This window comes from Streptomyces sp. NPDC051909 (genome assembly GCF_040681095.1).
Classification (GTDB): domain Bacteria; phylum Actinomycetota; class Actinomycetes; order Streptomycetales; family Streptomycetaceae; genus Streptomyces.
Genome location: NZ_JBFAYA010000006.1, coordinates 128288 through 146552, shown reverse-complemented (window position 1 = coordinate 146552; position 18265 = coordinate 128288). Strand labels below are relative to the sequence as shown.

The 18265-nt window shown below is 73.9% G+C and carries 17 protein-coding genes and 1 tRNA gene; 7 read left to right on the top strand and 11 right to left on the bottom strand.

The annotated features are described in order from the left end of the window. The first annotated feature begins 55 nt into the window (after nucleotides 1–55). Nucleotides 56–128: transfer RNA gene (locus AB0M18_RS11890), tRNA-His, on the top strand. Between the two features lie 117 nt (nucleotides 129–245). Here the strand turns inward: AB0M18_RS11890 and AB0M18_RS11885 are convergent. The 4 genes from AB0M18_RS11885 to AB0M18_RS11870 form a co-directional block, all read right to left on the bottom strand. Next, a complete protein-coding gene (locus tag AB0M18_RS11885; protein WP_365756702.1) occupies nucleotides 246–1124 on the bottom strand; it encodes a glycosyltransferase family 2 protein in 879 nt (292 codons plus the stop codon). Between the two features lie 228 nt (nucleotides 1125–1352). Continuing rightward, complete coding sequence (locus AB0M18_RS11880; protein ID WP_365756701.1) at nucleotides 1353–2825, bottom strand: cellulose binding domain-containing protein; 1473 nt, start codon at nucleotides 2823–2825, stop codon at nucleotides 1353–1355. Nucleotides 2826–3011: 186 nt separating this feature from the next. Beyond that, the gene (locus AB0M18_RS11875) at nucleotides 3012–4397 is read right to left on the bottom strand and encodes a HAMP domain-containing sensor histidine kinase (protein WP_365756700.1); all 1386 of its coding nucleotides are present in this window, start codon (nucleotides 4395–4397) and stop codon (nucleotides 3012–3014) included. Next, nucleotides 4394–5095: a response regulator transcription factor gene (locus AB0M18_RS11870; RefSeq protein ID WP_365756699.1), complete on the bottom strand. Its 702-nt coding sequence runs from the start codon at nucleotides 5093–5095 to the stop codon at nucleotides 4394–4396. The genes AB0M18_RS11875 and AB0M18_RS11870 overlap by 4 nt, the downstream gene beginning before the upstream one ends. A gap of 54 nt (nucleotides 5096–5149) precedes the next feature. Here AB0M18_RS11870 and AB0M18_RS11865 point away from each other — a divergent pair, with 54 nt between their 5' ends. Beyond that, the gene (locus AB0M18_RS11865) at nucleotides 5150–5695 is read left to right on the top strand and encodes a hypothetical protein (protein WP_365756698.1); all 546 of its coding nucleotides are present in this window, start codon (nucleotides 5150–5152) and stop codon (nucleotides 5693–5695) included. A 13-nt stretch (nucleotides 5696–5708) separates the two neighbouring features. Here the strand turns inward: AB0M18_RS11865 and AB0M18_RS11860 are convergent, their stop codons facing one another. Next, nucleotides 5709–6575 carry a fused MFS/spermidine synthase gene (locus AB0M18_RS11860; RefSeq protein ID WP_365756697.1) on the bottom strand — a complete coding sequence of 289 codons (867 nt, stop codon included), beginning with the start codon at nucleotides 6573–6575 and terminating at the stop codon, nucleotides 5709–5711. Nucleotides 6576–6641: 66 nt separating this feature from the next. Beyond that, on the bottom strand, nucleotides 6642–7154 hold the full coding sequence (locus AB0M18_RS11855; protein WP_365756696.1) for a hypothetical protein: 513 nt from the start codon (nucleotides 7152–7154) through the stop codon (nucleotides 6642–6644). 226 nt (nucleotides 7155–7380) lie between these two features. On the opposite strand from AB0M18_RS11855, the gene AB0M18_RS11850 reads away from it, so the two are divergent. Beyond that, the gene (locus AB0M18_RS11850; RefSeq protein ID WP_365756695.1) at nucleotides 7381–8673 is read left to right on the top strand and encodes a tetratricopeptide repeat protein; all 1293 of its coding nucleotides are present in this window, start codon (nucleotides 7381–7383) and stop codon (nucleotides 8671–8673) included. 340 nt (nucleotides 8674–9013) lie between these two features. On the opposite strand, the gene AB0M18_RS11845 is transcribed toward AB0M18_RS11850, so the two are convergent. After that, nucleotides 9014–9607: a histidine phosphatase family protein gene (locus tag AB0M18_RS11845; protein ID WP_365756694.1), complete on the bottom strand. Its 594-nt coding sequence runs from the start codon at nucleotides 9605–9607 to the stop codon at nucleotides 9014–9016. Between the two features lie 152 nt (nucleotides 9608–9759). On the opposite strand from AB0M18_RS11845, the gene AB0M18_RS11840 reads away from it, so the two are divergent. Genes AB0M18_RS11840 through AB0M18_RS11825 form a run of 4 tightly spaced genes read left to right on the top strand, consistent with a single transcriptional unit; the run spans nucleotide 9760 to nucleotide 14671 of the window. Continuing rightward, complete coding sequence (locus AB0M18_RS11840) at nucleotides 9760–10620, top strand: phosphatase PAP2 family protein (RefSeq protein WP_365756693.1); 861 nt, start codon at nucleotides 9760–9762, stop codon at nucleotides 10618–10620. Beyond that, nucleotides 10553–11704, top strand: a complete 1152-nt coding sequence (locus AB0M18_RS11835) for a hypothetical protein (RefSeq protein ID WP_365756692.1) — start codon at nucleotides 10553–10555, stop codon at nucleotides 11702–11704. Before AB0M18_RS11840 ends, AB0M18_RS11835 begins: the two co-directional genes overlap by 68 nt. Before the next feature lie 37 nt (nucleotides 11705–11741). After that, a complete protein-coding gene (locus tag AB0M18_RS11830) occupies nucleotides 11742–13331 on the top strand; it encodes a hypothetical protein (RefSeq protein WP_365756691.1) in 1590 nt (529 codons plus the stop codon). A 2-nt stretch (nucleotides 13332–13333) separates the two neighbouring features. Then, nucleotides 13334–14671 carry an AAA domain-containing protein gene (locus tag AB0M18_RS11825; RefSeq protein ID WP_365756690.1) on the top strand — a complete coding sequence of 446 codons (1338 nt, stop codon included), beginning with the start codon at nucleotides 13334–13336 and terminating at the stop codon, nucleotides 14669–14671. Nucleotides 14672–14856: 185 nt separating this feature from the next. On the opposite strand, the gene AB0M18_RS11820 is transcribed toward AB0M18_RS11825, so the two are convergent. Genes AB0M18_RS11820 through AB0M18_RS11805 form a run of 4 tightly spaced genes read right to left on the bottom strand, consistent with a single transcriptional unit; the run spans nucleotide 14857 to nucleotide 18074 of the window. Further along, a complete protein-coding gene (locus AB0M18_RS11820) occupies nucleotides 14857–15669 on the bottom strand; it encodes a phosphotransferase (protein WP_365756689.1) in 813 nt (270 codons plus the stop codon). Beyond that, nucleotides 15666–16331, bottom strand: a complete 666-nt coding sequence (locus AB0M18_RS11815; RefSeq protein ID WP_365756688.1) for a hypothetical protein — start codon at nucleotides 16329–16331, stop codon at nucleotides 15666–15668. The genes AB0M18_RS11820 and AB0M18_RS11815 overlap by 4 nt, the downstream gene beginning before the upstream one ends. After that, nucleotides 16328–17818 (bottom strand): pyridoxal-dependent decarboxylase, encoded by a 1491-nt coding sequence (locus AB0M18_RS11810; protein WP_365756687.1) that lies wholly within the window; start codon nucleotides 17816–17818, stop codon nucleotides 16328–16330. Before AB0M18_RS11810 ends, AB0M18_RS11815 begins: the two co-directional genes overlap by 4 nt. 16 nt (nucleotides 17819–17834) lie before the next feature. Next, nucleotides 17835–18074: a hypothetical protein gene (locus tag AB0M18_RS11805; RefSeq protein ID WP_365756686.1), complete on the bottom strand. Its 240-nt coding sequence runs from the start codon at nucleotides 18072–18074 to the stop codon at nucleotides 17835–17837. Nucleotides 18075–18265 lie beyond the last annotated feature (191 nt).

The following is an 18265-nucleotide window of genomic DNA, read 5'->3' as shown; positions in this document are numbered from 1 at the left end:
CTGTAGACTTCTTCTCGGCCGGTCAGGGAAGCCCTCGGGCGAATGACCGGTCATGGTGGGTGTAGCTCAGCTGGTAGAGCACCTGGTTGTGGTCCAGGATGCCGCGGGTTCGAGTCCCGTCACTCACCCTGAGGGTCGAGGCCCCGGTTCGGAAGAACCGGGGCCTCGACCGTTTTCCGGAGCGGATACGGGTCCGGCCCCGCCCTCCGGGGAGGGCGGGGCCGGGCCGTTCGGCGGGGTGTGTCTCAGATCACCGGCGGGCGGCCCAGACGGCCCATCCGCCAGACCGTGGCCCAGCTCATCGGCCGGCGGTCCCCGCCGGAACGGCGGACGCCCTCGAAGAAGCCGCCGAACCAGGCGCGCAGACCCGGCAGCGAGCGGGTGCGGGCGATCGTCAGCAGGGTCCACACGCCCAGGTAGACCGGGACCAGCGGGGCCGGCAGGTTCCGCTTCGCCAGCCAGACGCGGTTGCGGGCCGTCATCCGGTAGTAGACCGCGTGCCGGGCCGGGCTGGTCCTGGGGTGCTGGAGCAGCAGCTCCGGCGCGTACCGCACGGTCCAGCCCGCGTCGAGCGCGCGCCAGGCGAGGTCGGTCTCCTCGTGGGTGAAGAAGAAGTCCTCCGGCCAGCCGCCGACCTGGTCGAGCATCCGCATCGACAGTCCGTGGCCGCCGCCGAGGAACGTGGTCACCTCGCCGCCGCGCATCGGGTCCTTCGCGCCGAGCCGGGGCACGTGCCGGCGCTGCGTCTCGCCGTGCTCGTCGGCGATCCGGAAGGAGACGATGCCGAGCGCCGGCTCCGCCTCGTACAGGTCGGCGAGGCGCCGGAAGACATCGGTGTCGACGAGCAGGCCGTCGTCGTCGAGGTCCACGACGACGTCGACGTCGCCGAAGGAGCGGAGGGTCTCGATGGCGACGTTACGGCCGCCGGACACCCCGCGGTTCTCCGGGAGCTCCACGCCGTGCACGCCGTCCGGCAGCTCGGCGAGCGAGCCGGTGCCGTTGCCGATCACGACGACCCGGGCGGGCGGCTCGTCCTGCCGGGCCACCGAGTCGAGCAGCGCCCGCAGCTCCTTCGGGCGTGTGCCCATCGTCAGCACCGCCACACCCATACGCGGTCGCGCCACAACCCACTCCGTTTCGTTGCCCGTCATCAAGCGTCCCGCGATGCTAACGGCCCCGCGTTCCCGTCCGTTCACGCGTACGGCACTCGGGGCACGTCCGGGCGTCGCCACCGGCCTCGTGAGGTCGACGCGGATCCCGCCGGGCAGGGGCGCGCCCCGGACGATGGTGGGGGTGGGACCGTCCGGGGCGCGCGATGTGGGGGCCAGGGGTGGACTCGGTGGCCGGGGGTCTTACCTGTAGGCGCCGAAGGCCTTCGTGAAGGCCAGCGGCTGCTGGAGGATCGAGGAGCAGGTCGGGTCGGCGTGGTTCACGGCGCCGGACGCGCACTGCTTGTCGCGGGTGGCCGACCACATCGCCAGCCAGCCGATGCCCTTGGACCTGGCGAAGTCCACGAGCTGGGTGGCGTCCTCGACCTTGAAGATCTCGGAGGAGACGTCGTTGACGCCGATCATCGGGGTGACGGCGACGGCCTTCCAGGCGGCCGCGTCGGAGAGCCCGAGGACGCCCTTGATCTGGGCCTGGGTGGCGGTCGCGGCCTGGATCGCGTACGTGCCCATGTCGCCGCTGTAGGCCGGCCCGTAGTCCATCGCCATGATGTTCACGGCGTCGACCCGGACGCCGTTCCGCTTCGCGTCGGCGATCAGGTCCACACCCGGCTGGGTCAGGCCCTCGGGCATGACCGGCAGGGTGAAGGACACGTTCAGGCCCGGGTGGGACTTCTGGAGCCGCGCGATGGCCTGGGAGCGGCGGGTGTTGGCGGCGGTGTCGGGGAGCGCGGCGCCCTCGATGTCGAAGTCGACCTTGGTGAGCCTGTACTGGTCGACGACCTTGCCGTACGCGGCGGCCAGCGCGTCCACGGTCGAGCAGTTGAGCGCCAGCTCGTGCCCGGCGGCGCCGCCGAACGACACCCGCACGTCCCCGCCCTTGGCGCGCAGCGCGCCGATCTGCGCGGCGACCTTGTCGGACGCGAGGTCGGTGACCCCGCCCCAGAGCGGGGTGCAGCTGCCGCCGGAGGTGATGAAGGCGAGGTTGAACTCCTTGACGCCGGTCTGGTCGACGGTGGAGAGGAGGTCGTACGCGGGGTAGAGCGAGGTGTCGACGTACGGGGCGAACGTGGCGGAGCCGGTGGTCGGGGGCGGGGTGGTGGGGGTGGGGGTGGGCGTGGCCGTCCTGGTCGGCGTGGGCGTGGGGGTCGGGGTCTTGGTGGTGCTCGGGCTCGGGGTGGGCGCGGTCGTCGTGGGACGGCCGGTCGGGGTGGGCGCGGGGCCGCCGGCGGCGCAGCTGGCCTTGTTGATGAGGCAGTTGGCGGGGTCGCCGGCCTGCCCGGCCGCGGAGGTCACGAAGCCGACGGTGACGGACTGCCCGGGCGCGAGCTGCCGGTTCCAGCTCGCGGGCTTCACGGTGACGTGCCGCCCGGACACGGTGTGCTCGCCGTTCCACAGCGACCCGATGGTCGTCCCCTCCGGCAGGTCGAACTCCAGCGTCCAGTCGGACTGCGCCGCGTCGGTCTCATTGGTGACCACGTACTGCCCGGTGTAGCCGCCGGTCCAGGAGCTCGTCCTGGTGTACGCGGCCCCGACGGACGCGGCCTGCGCGGTCCCGGAGAGCGCGAACGCCGCGCCCCCGATGACAGCCGCGGCGACGACCGCGCCGATCGCCTTGGTCCTGACGCTCGCCTTGCGCCGGTGTGCGCTGGTGCCCATCGCGTGCCTGCCTCTGTGTGCCGGGGGTGTGTGGGGTGTGGGGGGTGTGGGGGGTGGTGGGTGCGGCAGCACGCTAGCGACTCGGAAACGGACAAATGCCCGATGACGGGACGGGGTTGGGATTCTTAGGCTCCGCTTAAGGAAGGCATCGGGAGGGGAAAAGGTTGCGCGGTGAAGACCCCCGCGTCAGCGCCCTCTGCGCCCCGCGCCGGCCCGGCGGCCCCGGCGCCGGGCCGGGACCTGGGCCCGGCGCGCGTCGAGGGCGATCCAGATGCGGACCTCGGTGCCGCCGAGGACGGAGTGGCCGATGCGGACGTCTCCGCCGGTGGTCTCCGCCATGCGGCGGACGATGTCGAGGCCGAGGCCGGTGGAGCCGTCGCGGCCGCTGCCCGCGCCGCGGGCGAGCGCGGCGCCGGGGTCGGGGATGCCGGGTCCGGCGTCGGAGACCAGGACGATGACGGCGTCGTCGCCGTTGTGGAGGTCGACGGAGAAGGCGGTGCCCTCCGGGGTGTGGCGGAAGACGTTGCCGAGCAGGGCGTCGAGCGCGGCGACGAGTTCGGGGCGCGCGACCGGGATGCGGACCGGACGGTCGACGCCCGCGACCCGTACCTTCCGGCCCTCGTCCTCCGCGAGCGCCGACCAGAAGTCCATCCGCTCGCGCACCACTTCGGCGGCGTCGCAGCCGGCGACCGGCGCGGTGGCCTGGGTCTGCGGCTTGGCCTCCCGGGCCGTACGGATGATGGTGTCGACCTCGCGCTCCAGCTGCTCGACCGCCGCCCGGGTCTGCTCGGCGGCCGGACCGGAGCCGAGCGAGGCGGCGTTGAGGCGGAGCACGGTGAGCGGGGTGCGCAGCCGGTGGGAGAGGTCGGCGGCGAGCTCGCGCTCGTTGGCGAGGAGCTGGACGACCTGGTCGGCCATCGAGTTGAAGGCGACGGCCGCGGACTTGAGCTCCGGCGGCCCCTCCTCCCGGACCCGCGCGCCGAGCCGCCCCTCGCCGAGTTCGTGCGCGGCCCGGGCGAGCCGCTGCGCGGGCTGCACCATGCGCAGGCCGAGCCGGTCGGCGACGGCGACGGAGCCGACGATCAGGGCTGCGCCGACGGCGGCGAGCACCAGCCACGCGGTGGCGACGCCGTTGCTGACCTCGCCCTCCGGCACGAAGAGTTCGACGACCGCGACCTGCCCCGAGCTGACCGCGGTGGGCTGGAGCAGCACAGAACCGCCCGGCACCTCCGCGATCGTCGCCCGCCCGAGCGCCCGGGTGGTGGCCAGGTCCTCGTCGCCGGCCCGCCGGGTGCCGATCGCGTCGCCCTGCCCCTTTCCGCCCGGCGGCCCGGGCAGATGGACGGCGAGCCGCCCCTCCGCGCCGTCGTCGGTGGTGGCGACGGCCCGCTCCAGCTGCTCGCGGTCGGTGGTGATGGCGAGCACCGGCGCCAGGCCCGAGGCCCGCCGCTCGGCGTTCGAGAAGGCCCGGTCGCGGGCCATCTCCTTGACGACGAGCCCGAGCGGTACGGCGAAGGCGACCACGACCATCACGGTGACGGCGAGGGACACCTTGACGAGCGCCCATCTCACGGGCGGGCCTCCGCCGGCGGCTCCAGCTTCACGCCCACCCCGCGCAGCGTATGCAGATAGCGGGGCCGGGCGGCCGTCTCGCCCAGTTTCCGTCGCAGCCATGACAGGTGTACGTCGATGGTCTGGTCGTCCCCGTACGCCTGCTGCCACACCTCGGCGAGCAGCTCCTTGCGCGAGACGACCACCCCGGGCCGCCCGGCGAGGAAGGCGAGGAGGTCGAACTCGCGGCGGGTGAGGTCAAGGGCGGCCCCGTCGAGCGCGGCCTGCCGGCGCAGCGGATCGATGGCGAGCCCGCCGACCCGGATCTCCCGCGACGGCGGCGCCTCGCCGGCCGAGGAACGGGCCCGACGCAGCACGGCGGCCATCCGCGCGGACAGGTGCTCCACGGAGAACGGCTTGGTCAGGTAGTCGTCGGCGCCGTCGTTGAGCAGCCGTACGATCTCGGTCTCGTCGTCGCGGGCGGTCGCGATGATCACCGGCACGTCGGTGATCCCGCGCAGCATCTTCAGCGCCTCGGCCCCGTCGAGATCGGGCAGTCCGAGGTCGAGGATGACCACGTCGAAGCGGAGATGGGCGACCTCGCGCAACGCCTCCAGGGCCGTCCCGACGCTCCGCACGGTGTGGGAGGCCTCGGTGAGATGCCGGATGAGGGCGGAACGGACGAACTGGTCGTCCTCGACCACGAGCACACTTGCCATGGCCCGCACCGTACGCCATTCGGGTGATGGCGGGACGGATGGCAGGATGAGCCGGTGCGAAGAGGTCTTGTTCACGCCCTGGCATGGTCGCTCGCCACCGGCGCGGCGGTCACGCTCTCCTGGTGGGGGGTGCACACGGTGCTGGCCGGCACCGTCTACGACCCGCCGCGCGCGCTGCCGATCCCGTCCGGCGCCTCGGGCCCGGACGCCGCCTCGATCGGCGCGCCCACCTCGGCCGCGAACCCGTCCCCGTCGGCGCCCACCGCGACGCCCTCCGCCACTCCGGGCACCGGCACCGCGTCGAAGCCGCCGGCCACTCCCCCGGCCGCGCCCCGGCAGCCGGCCTCCGCGAAGCCGTCGGCGGACACGGGCGGGAACGTGAGGAGTTACGGCACGGACGGCGGCCGCGCCGTCTTCGACCTGGGCCCGTCCTCGGCGGAACTGGTGAACGCGACGCCCGAGTCCGGCTGGCGGATGCAGGTGTGGAAGCAGACCACCTGGATCCGGGTCACCTTCACCAAGGACGGGCGGGAGATCTCCGTCTTCTGCCTGTGGCACGACTCGGCGCCGCACGTGGAGATCGACGAGCGCGCTGTCTGACGCCCTGTTCGCGCTATCTGAAGACGGACGCCGGCGGTACGGGTGAGGGCTTGGCGCTGGCGTCGGTCACCGCGGCCGCGCCGCCGGTGAAGTCGGCGAGCGCCCGCCCGTGCTCGACCCGCCCCGGGTGCGGGTCGGTCGCGACCCGCCGGGTCAGCTCGGCCACCGGCAGCTCGCGGTCGGAGGCGAGCAGCACGGCGTTGCCGAAGCGGCGGCCGCGCAGCACGGTCGGGTCGGCGGCGAGCGCCAGCTCGGGGAAGACGGCGGCGGCCGTCGCAATCTGGCCGCGGAGATGGGCCAGCGGCGGGCCGTCGGCGAGGTTGGCCGCGTAGAAGCCGCCGGGCCGCAGCACCCTGCGTACCTCGGCGAGGAACTCCGTACTGGTCAGATGCGCGGGGGTGCGGGCGCCGCTGAACACATCGGCGATGATCAGGTCCGCCCAGCCGTCCTGGACCTTGCCGAGCCCGGCGCGGGCGTCGGTGGAGCGGACCCGGATCCGGGCGCCCGAGTCGAGCGGCAGCTCGCGCCGCACGAGACGCACCAGCGGCTCGTCCAGCTCCACGATCTGCTGGGTGGAGCGGGGCCGGGTGGCGGCGACGTACCGGGCGAGCGTGAAGGCCCCGCCCCCGAGGTGCACGGCCTGGACCGGCCGGTTCGGCGGGGCGACGAGGTCGGCGATGTGCCCGAGGCGTCGCTGGTACTCGAAGGAGAGGTGCGCGGGGTCGTCGAGGTCGACGTGCGACTGCGGGGCGCCGTCGATGAGCAGCGTCCAGCCGCGCGGCCGCTCGCGGTCGGGTATGAGCTCGGCGAGCCCGCCGTCGACGGTCTCGACGACCGCGACGGCCTCCGCCGCCCGTTCCCGCTGTCTGTTCCTGGCCACGGCCCCATTATCGGTGCAGGCAGGAGCCTCCGGCGCCCCGGAGGGCCGCGGCGGCCCGCGCGCCCGTCAGCGACAGCCGTCCGCCGCCTCGATCAGCCGCGCCGCCTGCCCCAGGGCCGCACGCAGCATCGCCGGGTCGGTGACCTCGCTCTCCCCGGGCGGCAGCAGCCAGTCGGCGGGGCGGGGGGTGGCGCCGTCGGGGCCGGGGAGCTCGGGCGGCTCCGGGATCCGCAGCCCGCGCCCGTCCGTCCTCGTACACGCGCTGCCCGGCATGTCCCAGCCCGCCGCGGTGCCCGGCGGCACCAGGAAGCCGAGCGTGTCGCAGGCCCCGTCGTGCAGCACCGGGCCGACCGCCGGGGCGCCGCCGCGGCGCAGGATGTCCACGGCCTCCAGGCCCTGCCGGGCCGGCACCGTCACCAGGTCGCAGGGCGCGGCGAGGCCCTCGGCCGGCGGGACGGGCGCGCCCGGGAACCCGGGTGCGCCGGGGGACGCGCTCGCGTCCGGCGTGGGGGTGTGCCGCTCGGTCGACGCCTGCGAGGCGACCGGCCCGATGGCTCCGGCTTCCACCATTTCCACCATGGGACCCTCCTCGTTTTCGAAGAGGAGACACGTTCCGTCTCTCCGCATGGTTCAACGCCGCTCCGCGTCAACGGCTACGGCGGCACGCCGCCGCAAAGGATGGCAGTTCATGGCAGATCGCGTGCGAGATATCCGATTTGTTGCCAAACCCAGCGTGGGCGACCGGTCACAGCAGGTACGTTCTTGCCCCGCCGGAACACCGGCAGCACCAGGAGAGGGCTCGGCCATGGCGTTGTCACGGGCAGTTCCCAATCTCGCCTTCCGCAGGCTCCGCGGACAGCGTTCGCCGGCGGAGTTCGCCGCGGCCGTCCGCCGGGCGGCGCGGGAGATCGGCGAGCAGGTCGCATGCGACGCCCGCTACATCGGCCGCGTCGAGGCGGGCGAGATCCGCTGCCCGAACTACGCGTACGAGCGGGTCTTCCTGCACATGTTCCCCGGACTGAGCCTTGCGGACCTGGGGTTCTCGGCGCGGGAGGCCGTTCGCGGCCGGCGGCCGGCCGCCGTGGCGGCCGGGGCACCGCCGCCCCTCGCCTTCACCACCCGGAACGATGAGGAGAGCGACGTGCTGCGTCGCGCATTCATGACCGGCGGCACCGCCACCCTGGCGACCGCCTCGCTGGGACTCGGCGGCGTCGCCGCCGTGGGCATCCCGGCCCCCCGTGGCGTCCACCGCGTCGGCGACGCCGAGGTCCGCGCCGTCGAGGAGGCGGTCCGCCAGATCCGGCTGCTCGACGACCGGCACGGCGCCGAGGGCCTCTACCGGCGGGCCACCCAGCCGCTGCGCTCCGCGTACGCCCTGCTCGACGCGGGCGTCACCACCCGCCGCGCCACGGCCGACCGGCTGCACAACGGGGCCGGCGAACTCGCCATCTCCGTCGGCTGGCTCGCCCACGACTCGGGCCGCCTCGACGACGCCCGCTCGCACTACGCCGAGGCCCTGGCCACCGCCCGGATGGCCGGCGACGCCGCGCTCGAGGCGCACGCCTTCTGCAACGCCTCGTTCCTGGCCCGCGACTCGGGCCGCTACCGCGAGGCGGTACGGGCGGCCCAGGCCGGGCTGCGGGCCGCCGCGCCGCTCGCCTCCGACCGGCTGCTCGCGCTGCTCACCCTCCGGGAGGCCGGGGCCTGGGCCGGACTCGGCGACCGCGGCGCCTGCACGGAGGCGCTCGGCCGGGCGCACGCCCACTTCGGGCGGGGCCCCGGCGAGGGCGACCCCGAGTGGATGTCGTTCTTCGGCGAGCCGGAGCTGGAGGCGCAGGAGGCGCTGTGCTGGTCGCTGCTCAGCGACTGGTCGCGCGCCGCCCGGCACGCCCAGCGCGCCACGGTCCTGCAGGACCCGCACTTCGCCCGTAACCTCGCCCTCTACCGCACCCAGCTGGCCGGGAACCTGGCCCGCGCGGGCCGCCCCGACGAGGCGGCGGCGGAGGTGCGGCGGGTGGAGGAGTCCCTGGCGGGCGTCGAGTCGGCCCGTATCCGCAGCCTGCTCGGCGAGACGCGCAAGGTCATCGCCGCGCACTGAGCCGCGGGCGGAGCCGTGGGCTGAGCCGCGGGCGGAGCCGTGGGCTGAGCCGCGTGCGAAGCCACAGGCCAAGCCGCGGGCCGAGCCACAAGCCGAGCCTCAGGCCAAGCCGCAAGCCGAGCCGCGGGCGAAGCCGCAGCACGAAGCGGGCGCTGCGGCGCGTACCCGGGCGGGCGCCCCGGCGCGCAAGCCACCTGGGGTGAAAGCCGGGGGCGGTTCCCGGCGCGCAGCCGGGCGCGACGCCGCGCACCGACCCGCAGGGCCGGGGCGGGCCCGGCGGGCCCGCCCCGAAGACACCGGCCCGCCGCCCGGCCCCCGCACCCGGCCGCCGCCGGCCCGCCTACTCCAGGTGCCCGGTGTCGTTCCAGCGCTCGATCGCCGGGGCTCCGTAGGCCCAGCCGAGCACCGACAGGCTGGTCGGGTCGAGGCGGATGCGGGCCGCGTAGGACACGTCCTCGCCCAGCCAGCGCGCGCCGATCGAGCGCAGGATGTGCCCGTGCGCGAAGACGAGCACGTCGCGGTCGGCGGAGCGGGCCCACTCCACGACCCGGTCGGCGCGGGCCGACAGCTCGGCCATCGTCTCGCCGTCCGGCACGCCGTCGCGCCAGATGAACCAGCCCGGCCGCACGTTCTGGATCTCGGCCGGGGTCATCCCCTCGTACGCCCCGTAGTCCCACTCCATCAGCGCGTCCCAGTCCTCGGCGCGCTCGCCGAAGCCGGCCAGGTCGCAGGTCTCCCGGGCCCGCACCAGCGGGCTGGTGCGCACCTCGACTCCGTCGAGGCCGGCCCACGGCCCGCGGGCGAGCCGCTCGCCGAGGAGCTTGGCGCCGCGCCGGCCCTCGTCGAGCAGGGGGATGTCGGTCCTGCCGGTGTGCCGGCCGAGCAGCGACCATTCGGTCTGGCCGTGCCGGGCGAGCAGGATGCGCGGTGCCATGGAGGCTCTCCAGATCTTCACGTGCGGGTGCCCTCCCATCATCGCCCACGCGTCTCCCGGCTGAATTCGCGGTGCCCGCCGGGCAACCTCCCCGCCCCGGCCCGCGTCCTCCCACGACCGGACGGGGTACGGACGGGAGCGGGGGGACGGGCATGCGACGCAGGCCACGCCGGTGGGCGGAGTCGATACTGATCGCCGCGGTGTACGCGGCCTACTCCTGCGGGCGGCTGCTCGCCCGCGGCGACGCGGACACGGCCGTCGGGCACGGACTGGCGATCCTGCGGATCGAGGAGACCCTGGCGCTGGACCTGGAGCGCCCGCTGAACCGCCTGTTCACCACGGTCCCGGCGCTCGGCGTCCCCGCCGACTTCGCGTACGCGTCCCTGCACTACCTGGTCACGCCCGCCGTCCTGATCTGGCTGTACCGCCGCCGCCCCGCCGCCTACCTGGCCGCCCGCACCTGGCTGATGCTCGCCACGCTGATCGGCCTGGTCGGCTTCACGCTGCTCCCCACCTGCCCGCCGCGGCTGCTCGACCCCGGGCACGGCTTCGTGGACACGATGGCGCGGTTCAGCGCGTACGGCTGGTGGGGCGGGGAGGCGAGCGCGCCGCGCGGTCTCGGCTCGTTCACCAACCAGTACGCGGCGATGCCGAGCCTGCACGTCGGCTGGGCGCTGTGGTGCGGGGTGATGCTGTGGCGGTACGGGCGGACGCCGCTGCCGAGGGTGCTCGGCGCGGCCTACCCGCTGCTGACCGTGCTCGTGGTCATGGGCACCGCCAACCACTACTTCCTGGACGCGGTGGCCGGGGCGGCGGTGATGGGGGCCGGACTGCTGCTCACGCCCCCCGTGCGCCGGGCCCTGGACCGACTGGCGGACCGGATCTTCGGGGGCGAATCGGAGCGAAACCACCCGCGTGTCAGTGACGGATGGGAGACTTCCGCGGGTGAGCGCATCCCTGGGCGGCGGCCCGCACCGACCGCCGCAGACGACACTCCGGCATCGGCTCGCTGAGCTGCGCGGACCGGCCGCCGTGCCGCGTCCGCTGGACGCGCGGGCGCTGGCCGCCCTGGCCGCGAACCCCGGCTGCCGGCGGCGGGCGATCCTCGACGGGGCGGGGGTCGACAAGACCGCGCTGGCCGCGAAGCTGGGCGCGCCGTCCGGCTTCGGCCAGTCGCAGTTCGCGATCGCCCGCGGCAACGCGTTCGAGGCGAAGGTGAAGGCGGACGGCGGGCGCGAGCTGCTCGGTCTGCTCGGCATCGCCGAGCCGGGGGAGGTGGACCTGCCGGAGCTGACGGCCGCCGGCCCGGAGGGCCGGGCGGCGCGGACCGCGCTCGCACTGCGGGAGGCGACGGCGGCGGGCCGCTGGGCGCTGCTCGACCATCCGATGCTGGCCCTCGAGGTGGCCGGCTCGCCGGTCTATCTGGAGCCGGACGCGGTGGTGGTCCGGCCGGACGGGCGGTGGACGGTCGTGGAGATCAAGTCCTTCCCGATGATCGACGGTTCGGCGGACGCGGCGAAGGCGGGCGCGGCGGCCCGGCAGGCCGCGGTGTACGTGCTGGCGCTCGAGAAGGTCGCGGCGCTCACGGAGGGCGCGGCGGTGGCCCACCAGGTGCTGCTCGTCTGCCCCAAGGACTTCTCCAACCTGCCGACCGGCTCCGCCGTGGACGTGCGCAAGCAGCTGGCGGTCACCCGCCGCCAGCTGACCCGGCTGACCCGGATCGAGGAGATCGCGGACACCCTGCCGGAGGGGGTCACCTTCGATGTCGCCGAGTGCTCGGCGGAGGAGCTGGCCTCGGCGGTCGAGTGCGTGCCGCACGCCTACGCCCCGGAGTGCCTGGCCGCCTGCGAGCTGGCCTTCCACTGCCGTGAGCGGGCCCGCTCGGCGGACGTGGTGGCGGCCCTCGGGCGTTCGGTACGGGGCGAGCTGGGCGGCCTGACCACGATCGGCGCGGTCCTGGCGGCGGCGCGCGGCGAGGCGGGCGACCCGGACGACCCGGCGGTGGCGGCGCTGCGCCGGGCGCGGGCGCTGCGCGCGGAGGCGCTGGCGGCGGCTCCGGCCCGTATCCCGGCGGAGGTCGTCGAATGCGCCTGCTGACCGGTCTTCGGCGCGCCCCTGCCGAGGAGGCCCCCGCATGTCGCTGATCGGCACCCTGGCCCGGATGGAGGCCGTGGAGGCGGGCCGCGCCCAGCCGCTGGCCACGGTCCGGCACCGGCATCTGTCCGAACGGCCGCTCGTCCTCGTACCGCTGACGACGTCCGGTGAGGCCGGTGCGCCGCTCGGCGCGCTGGTGGGCACGGACCCGGAGGAGCCGCGGCTGCTCGTCGTGCCGCAGCCGCGCGACCGGGACCAGCGCTTCGCGTTCCTCGCCGAACTGGCCGACGAGGTCCTGCCGTACGTGGACTCCTTCGCCGAGGTCGTCGAGGCGGCCGAGCGGTCCGAGACCGACCCGGAGACCGGCAAGAAGGTCAAGGTCGAGGTCGAACTGTGCGCGGACGCACCGCAGTTGGTGGTGCCGAGCCGGGCCGGCGTCGAGTACGTGCGCCTCCTCGGGCGGTCCATGCGGTTCCGGCGCACGGCCGAGCAGGACCCGGAGACGCCGTTCCCGGCGCCGCCACGCGTGCCGCTGCTCGGGCGCTGGCTGACCCACTTCGGCGAGCGGGCCCGGGTGCCGGGCTCCTCGCTGCTCGTCGCGGCGACCGATCTGCTGAACCGGCACTGGGCGACCGGTCAGTCCTCCCTGGAGGACCAGCACCTGGGCACGCTGCTCGCCTGGATCACTCCTTCTGGCGGCGAGTCCGGGGCGGAGGCGGCGCTCCGCGCCGAGCTGGGGCGGGACGCGCAGGGGCAGTTGCTGTGTCCGCCGGCCGGTCCGGCGACCGACCCGGCCTTCGACAACAAGCTGCTCGCGCCCGCGATCGAGCGCTACGACCGGGCCCGGCAGGCGCTCGGCGCGGCCGAGGACGGCGGGGCGGCCGAGGACGGGCTCGCCGAACTCACCCGCGCCGAGCGGGAGATCCGCCGCCTCGTCCTCACGCAGCTGAGGCCGACCTGGTACGCGGTGTGGCAGGCGCTCGACCTGCTGCGGGAGCTCCCGGAGGGCGCCAGGGTGCCCGACCGCTGGACCCGCGACCGCTGGTCGTTCACCGGCCAGCGGGACCGGATCGCGGCGGGCGAGCCGCCGCAGCCGCGCCGGGACGACGCGGTGACCGCGGCCTCGAAGCTGGCGGCGCGCGAACAGGCGCAGGGCCAGCTGGAGGCGCAGGAGGCCCTGGACGACCCGCTGGTGATGGCGGGGCGGCGGCTCGCGGGCGAGGCGTTCGTCGCGGAGGTCACCGAGGTCACGATGGCCTGGACGGAGTCGAAGCGCCCGGCGCCCCGCCCCCTGCTCACGGTCCGCACGGACGACCGGCCGCATCTGGGCGAGGGCGTGAAGGCGTACCGCTCGCTCGACGGCAAGCCGCAGTCGGCGGAGTTCGTGCGCCGCGAGCCGGACGGCGCGCTGGTGCTGCGGCTCCTGGACAAGATGGGCCGCTCGAAGGACCCGGCGGAGGGCACGGTGCCGGAGAAGGGCGAGCGGATCGCGTGGACGCTGTTCGAGCACGACCAGCGGATGGGCGCGAAGCTGCCGGACCCGGAGGAGACCCCGTGGACCCACGGCGGCCCACCGCGCACGGATGCCCTGGAACTGCCTGACGCCGTGACGCCGGAGGACGTCCTGTGAGTGTGGACCGTAAGCCTTTCGACCCCTCGGCGGAGGCGACCCGGGCGACGGAGGCGATCCTGGCCGACACGCTGCGCGGCACCGCCCGCGGCGTCGTCGTGGACTCCCCGCCGGGCGCCGGCAAGTCCACGCTCGTGGTGCGGGCCGCGCTCGAACTGGCCGAGGCCGGCCGCCCGTTGATGATCGTGGCCCAGACCAACGCGCAGGTGGACGACCTGGTGCTGCGGATCGCCGAGAAGCAGCCGGAGCTCGCGGTCGGCCGGCTGCACTCCAGCGACGCCGACCCGTACGACAAGGCGCTGAACGACCTGGAGCAGGTGCGGAAGTCGGCCAAGGCCGGGGACCTGGCGGGCCTGCCGGTGGTGGTGTCGACGGCCGCGAAGTGGGCGCACGTGAAGAACGTGGAGCCGTGGGCGCACGCGATCGTCGACGAGGCGTACCAGATGCGCTCGGACGCGCTGCTCGCCGTGGCGGGCCTGTTCGAGCGGGCGCTCTTCGTGGGCGACCCGGGCCAGCTCGACCCGTTCTCGGTGGTGGGCGCGGAGCAGTGGGCGGGCCTGTCGTACGACCCGTCCGCGTCCGCCGTCTCCACGCTCCTGGCGCACAACCCGGAGCTGCCGCAGCACCGCCTCCCGGTGTCCTGGCGGCTCCCGGCGTCGGCCGCGCCCCTGGTGTCGGACGCCTTCTACCCGTACACGCCCTTCCGCAGCGGCACGGACCACGGCGACCGGCGCCTGTCCTTCGGCGTGCCCTCGGACGGCTCCGGTCCCGACCGGGTCCTCGACGAGGCCGCCGAGTCCGGCTGGGGCCTCCTCGAACTCCCGGCCCGCCACACCCCGCGCACCGACCCGGAGGCCGTCCACGCGGTCGCCCTCGTCGTGCGCCGCCTCCTCGACCGCGGCGGCGCGACGGTCTCGGAGCGCTCCCCCGCCCCCGCGCCGCTGACCGCCGACCGGGTCGCCGTCGGCACCGCCCACCGCGACCAGGCGGCGGCCGTCCGCGCGGCCCTCGCCGAGCTCGGCGTCACGGGTGTGACGGTGGACACCGCGAACCGCCTCCAGGGCCGCGAGTACGACGTCACCGTCGTCCTCCACCCCCTCTCCGGCCGCCCCGACGCCACCGCCTTCCACCTGGAGACCGGCCGCCTCTGCGTCCTCGCCTCCCGCCACCGCCACGCCTGCATCGTCGTCTGCCGCGCCGGCGTCACCGACCTCCTCGACGAACACCCCTCGACCGAACCGGTCCAGCTCGGCGTCACGGTGAAGTTCCCGGACGGCTGGGAGGCGAACCATGCGGTCCTGTCCCACCTGTCGGAGCACCGGGTGACGTGGACGCCGTGAGCGGAGCGGCCCGGCCGCGCCGGCGCGTGGGTGCCGCGCGCCGTCTCGCCGGACGGAGTCCGGCACGCCGCCGGAGGCGGCAGATGAATACAGCCCCGGACGGCTGGGAGGCGAACCACGCGGTGCTGTCCCACCTGGCGGAGCACCGGGTGACGTGGACGCCGTGAGCGGGGCGCCCTGGAGGTTCATACTCCGCGGAACGCCTTCCAGGCGCGACCGGCCTCCACGGCCCGCCGTCGATACCGGCGCAGCTCCGGAACCCCTTCGTCGAGACGCTTCGCCCAGTAGCCGGTGAGGGACGACGCGAAGGCCGCCACCGCAGCCTCGGGCGCGACGGCGTAGGCCGGCGCCTGAGCCGCCCACGCCTCCGCGCCTTCCGGGGTGTGACCGGCCATGACCAGCTGCGGCACCATCAGCGCCACATCGAGCCATGCGGCGCCCCGGTGGGCCATGGCCCAGTCGACCAGCAGGGGTCTCTCGCCCATCAGGACGTTGTCCGCTCGGATGTCACAGTGCAGAAGCGTGTCACCACGCATGGCCTCGTGATGCGCCGACGCGAGCGCGACGACCGGATGGGTCGCGAACTCGGGCACCTCCGGGGCCGGGCAGGGGCTCAACGCCGGAGACAGCCCAGCGACCGCCGCCATGACGTGCGGCAGATCGGCGGACTCGGGCGACAGGTCGGGGTTCCTGCCCGTTGCGTACTCGAAGGCGAGCGCCACCCATCCCTCGCCGTCCAGCACGCCCAGCAGGCGAGGACCGAGACCTGCGGGAAGGCCGCTGTTGATCGCCGCCTCGGCTCGGTACATGGCGGCCAGCGGATCCGCGGTGGGGATGGCTTTGACGAACACGGCACGGTTGTCCGCGACCGGCATGCGCACCCGTACGCCGGGGGTGAAGCCTCCGACGACGGGTTCGGGCCTCCCCTCCGCGCCGAACCGGTCGGCAAGCCGACGGCGCAGGGCGGGTGGAAGGTCGTCCCAGGCGCGTCCGTTCACATCGCCCTCCAGATGATCGAGTCGTGGTCGATGTCGACCACTCGTTCTTGTTCCAGATGGGCCAGGCCTCTCCGCAGCACTCCGTGGAGGTGTGGACCCGGCCGGTAGCCGAGGAACGACTTCCCGGTGCGCCCCTCGGGGGACGACAGTAGGGCGCGAACCGCGTGGGCAAGCCCGTCTTCTCCCGCTCCGGCGATCCGTAGCGCAAGGAGCGCACAGCCTCGCTCTGCACGTGCGATGTCCCGCCGGTAGCGGCGAACATCTCCGGCGAGGAACACATGGGGTGTGGTCAGGGCGTTGAGCAGGAGGCGCAGTTTGAACGAGGGAGAGTTCAGGGCCTGTGCATCACCCAGGGGTGCGGCGAAGTCCGTCAGGCCCGCGAACCCGTCCAACCGTGCCGCCGCGTCGATCTCCGCTGAAGTGGCGTACAGCTTCGACGCGAATCCGACTTCCTCGTCGACGGTGAGTCCGTGCTCGGCATGAAGCCGCTTCACGTCGTGGATCAGTCCCATGAGGGCGCTGTGGGGCAGCGGCCGACTGCCGGTATACAGGAGGTCGAGGTCCGATTCCGGCCGCGGGCGGGTGGCGTGCGAGCCGTAGGCAAGCGCGTACCCGTCAGGGCCGGGGTGCAGGGCGGCCGCCGCGGCGAAGAGGGCACTCATCGCTGCTCCAGTTCGCGCCCGAGACCGGTGACGTAGGCCAGCGCGTCGCGCATATGGCTCTCGGTGATCCGCTGATTGTTGGCCATGAAGCGCAGCGGGTGGAGAGTCGCACCCCTGCGGATGCGTCCTGTGTCGTCGAGGATCGAGAACTGGTGGAAGTGCCAGCGGCCCTCCTCCAGGATGCGGGCGTGGATGCGCTTGCTCAGGTCGTTGATCCGGTCGATGTCCGGTCGCCCGGGATCGTGATCGGCAGGCACGTACATGAACACGACGGCGGTCATGTCAGGAATGTTCAACCGCAGCAGGCGAGGGTGGTCGTCGACCAGGCCGGTGAAGGTACGGGTGGTGATCAGGCGGCGACGCATGATGTCGGCGAGCCCCGGCCGGCCGTGCGCGCGCATCATGGCCCAGAGTTTCGCCGAGGACCATTCCTTGGTGCCGATGAACGGCGTGACCTGCCCGAACGCGAAGTCCTCCTGCATGATCAGGTCCGAGTAGGACGAGATCGAGCGCAGCGCCCCGGCCTCGCGGACGAGAAGGGCGGACATCGCGTAAGGGATGTCCATGACCTTGTGCGGATCGACGGTGACGGAGTCGAAGTCCTCGATCCCGGCCAGTTTGGAGCCGAGCACCGGAGTGAGGGCGCACATCAGTCCCCAGCACGCATCCGCGTGGAGCCAGATGCGGGGGTCGACCGCGCGGGTGACGTCGTGGACCGCACGCAGATTCTCCACCGTGTGGGTACGGCTGTCCCCCGCGTACGCCACGACGGCCATGACCTCGCCCCGCCTTTCCCGCAGCGCCTGTTCGAGGGCGCTGAGGTCGAAGCGGTATCCCGTGGTCGGCACTTCGATGATCCGGTCTCCACAACCGATCCACTCCAGCGCACTTTTGACGCTGTAATGGCCGATCCCGGCCGGTACGACGATGTGCATCTTGGTCGCGTCGGTGACTCCCCGGTGCAGGGTGCCTGGGGCGATGTTCTCGCGGGCCAGCATCATGGCGGTGGTGTTGGAGCCCGTGCCGCCGTAGGTGGTGACACCGCCGACGTCCCACACCGTGGTCACCTCCGCCACGGTTGGATTGTCATAGCCGATGAGCTCACGAAGCCATCGGATGACGGCGATCTCCGTGAGTGTCGCCGAGGGTGCGGCGAATGACTGATTGATCAGGTTCTGCTGTGCGAACAGGGCAAGGAGCCCGCCGGCGAGCGCAGCGAGATCGGCGCCCGTGTGACCGAAGCCGAGAAAGCGGGGTGACGCCTCGTTGTTGCACATCGGCAGGACGGTGTCGACGAGTTCTCGTACGACCGCGTCGACCCCGGCCGGCTCCTCGGGGAGATCCGTGACGAGGAGGTCCCGCATCTCGCTCGGCGTGAGCCGCTTGCGGGTCACCTGATCACCCAGCTTGAAGTCGACGCCGACTGCAAGGAGCCGGCTGAGGAGTGTGATCGCATCGGCGCGATCGACCTCATGGAGCAGGGGCATGGTGAGACTCCTTGCCTCAGGGGATCTGTACGTTCTCGGCGGCCGTGGACCACTCCACGCCGGAGGCGGGGCGGACATGGGCGATCCGAACCACTCGCCCGTCGGAGTGCACCTCGTGCGTGACCGCCGCGAGTACGCCCTCGCCTCCGCTGGCGATGTCGCGGACTCGACTACCGACCAGCGGGTGCTGCTCATGGCCGTCCGGCCCCACCCGGCCCTCGTTCTCCAGGCCCGGTCGCGAGGCGACACGGCGCATGAACCTCTCCCAGCCGTCGGCCGCTCGCAGGCGCAGAGCGCGGCTCGGCGCACCGGGTGGTGAATCGGTCCTGTCTCGTCCGGCACCGTCTTCGGCAGGTGCTCGACGGTGAGGGGTGGACTCGGGCACGGCACTCTCCTTCGGGGGAAACAACCGACGCCCAGTCAACGGAAGATGACTCTCCGTTGACA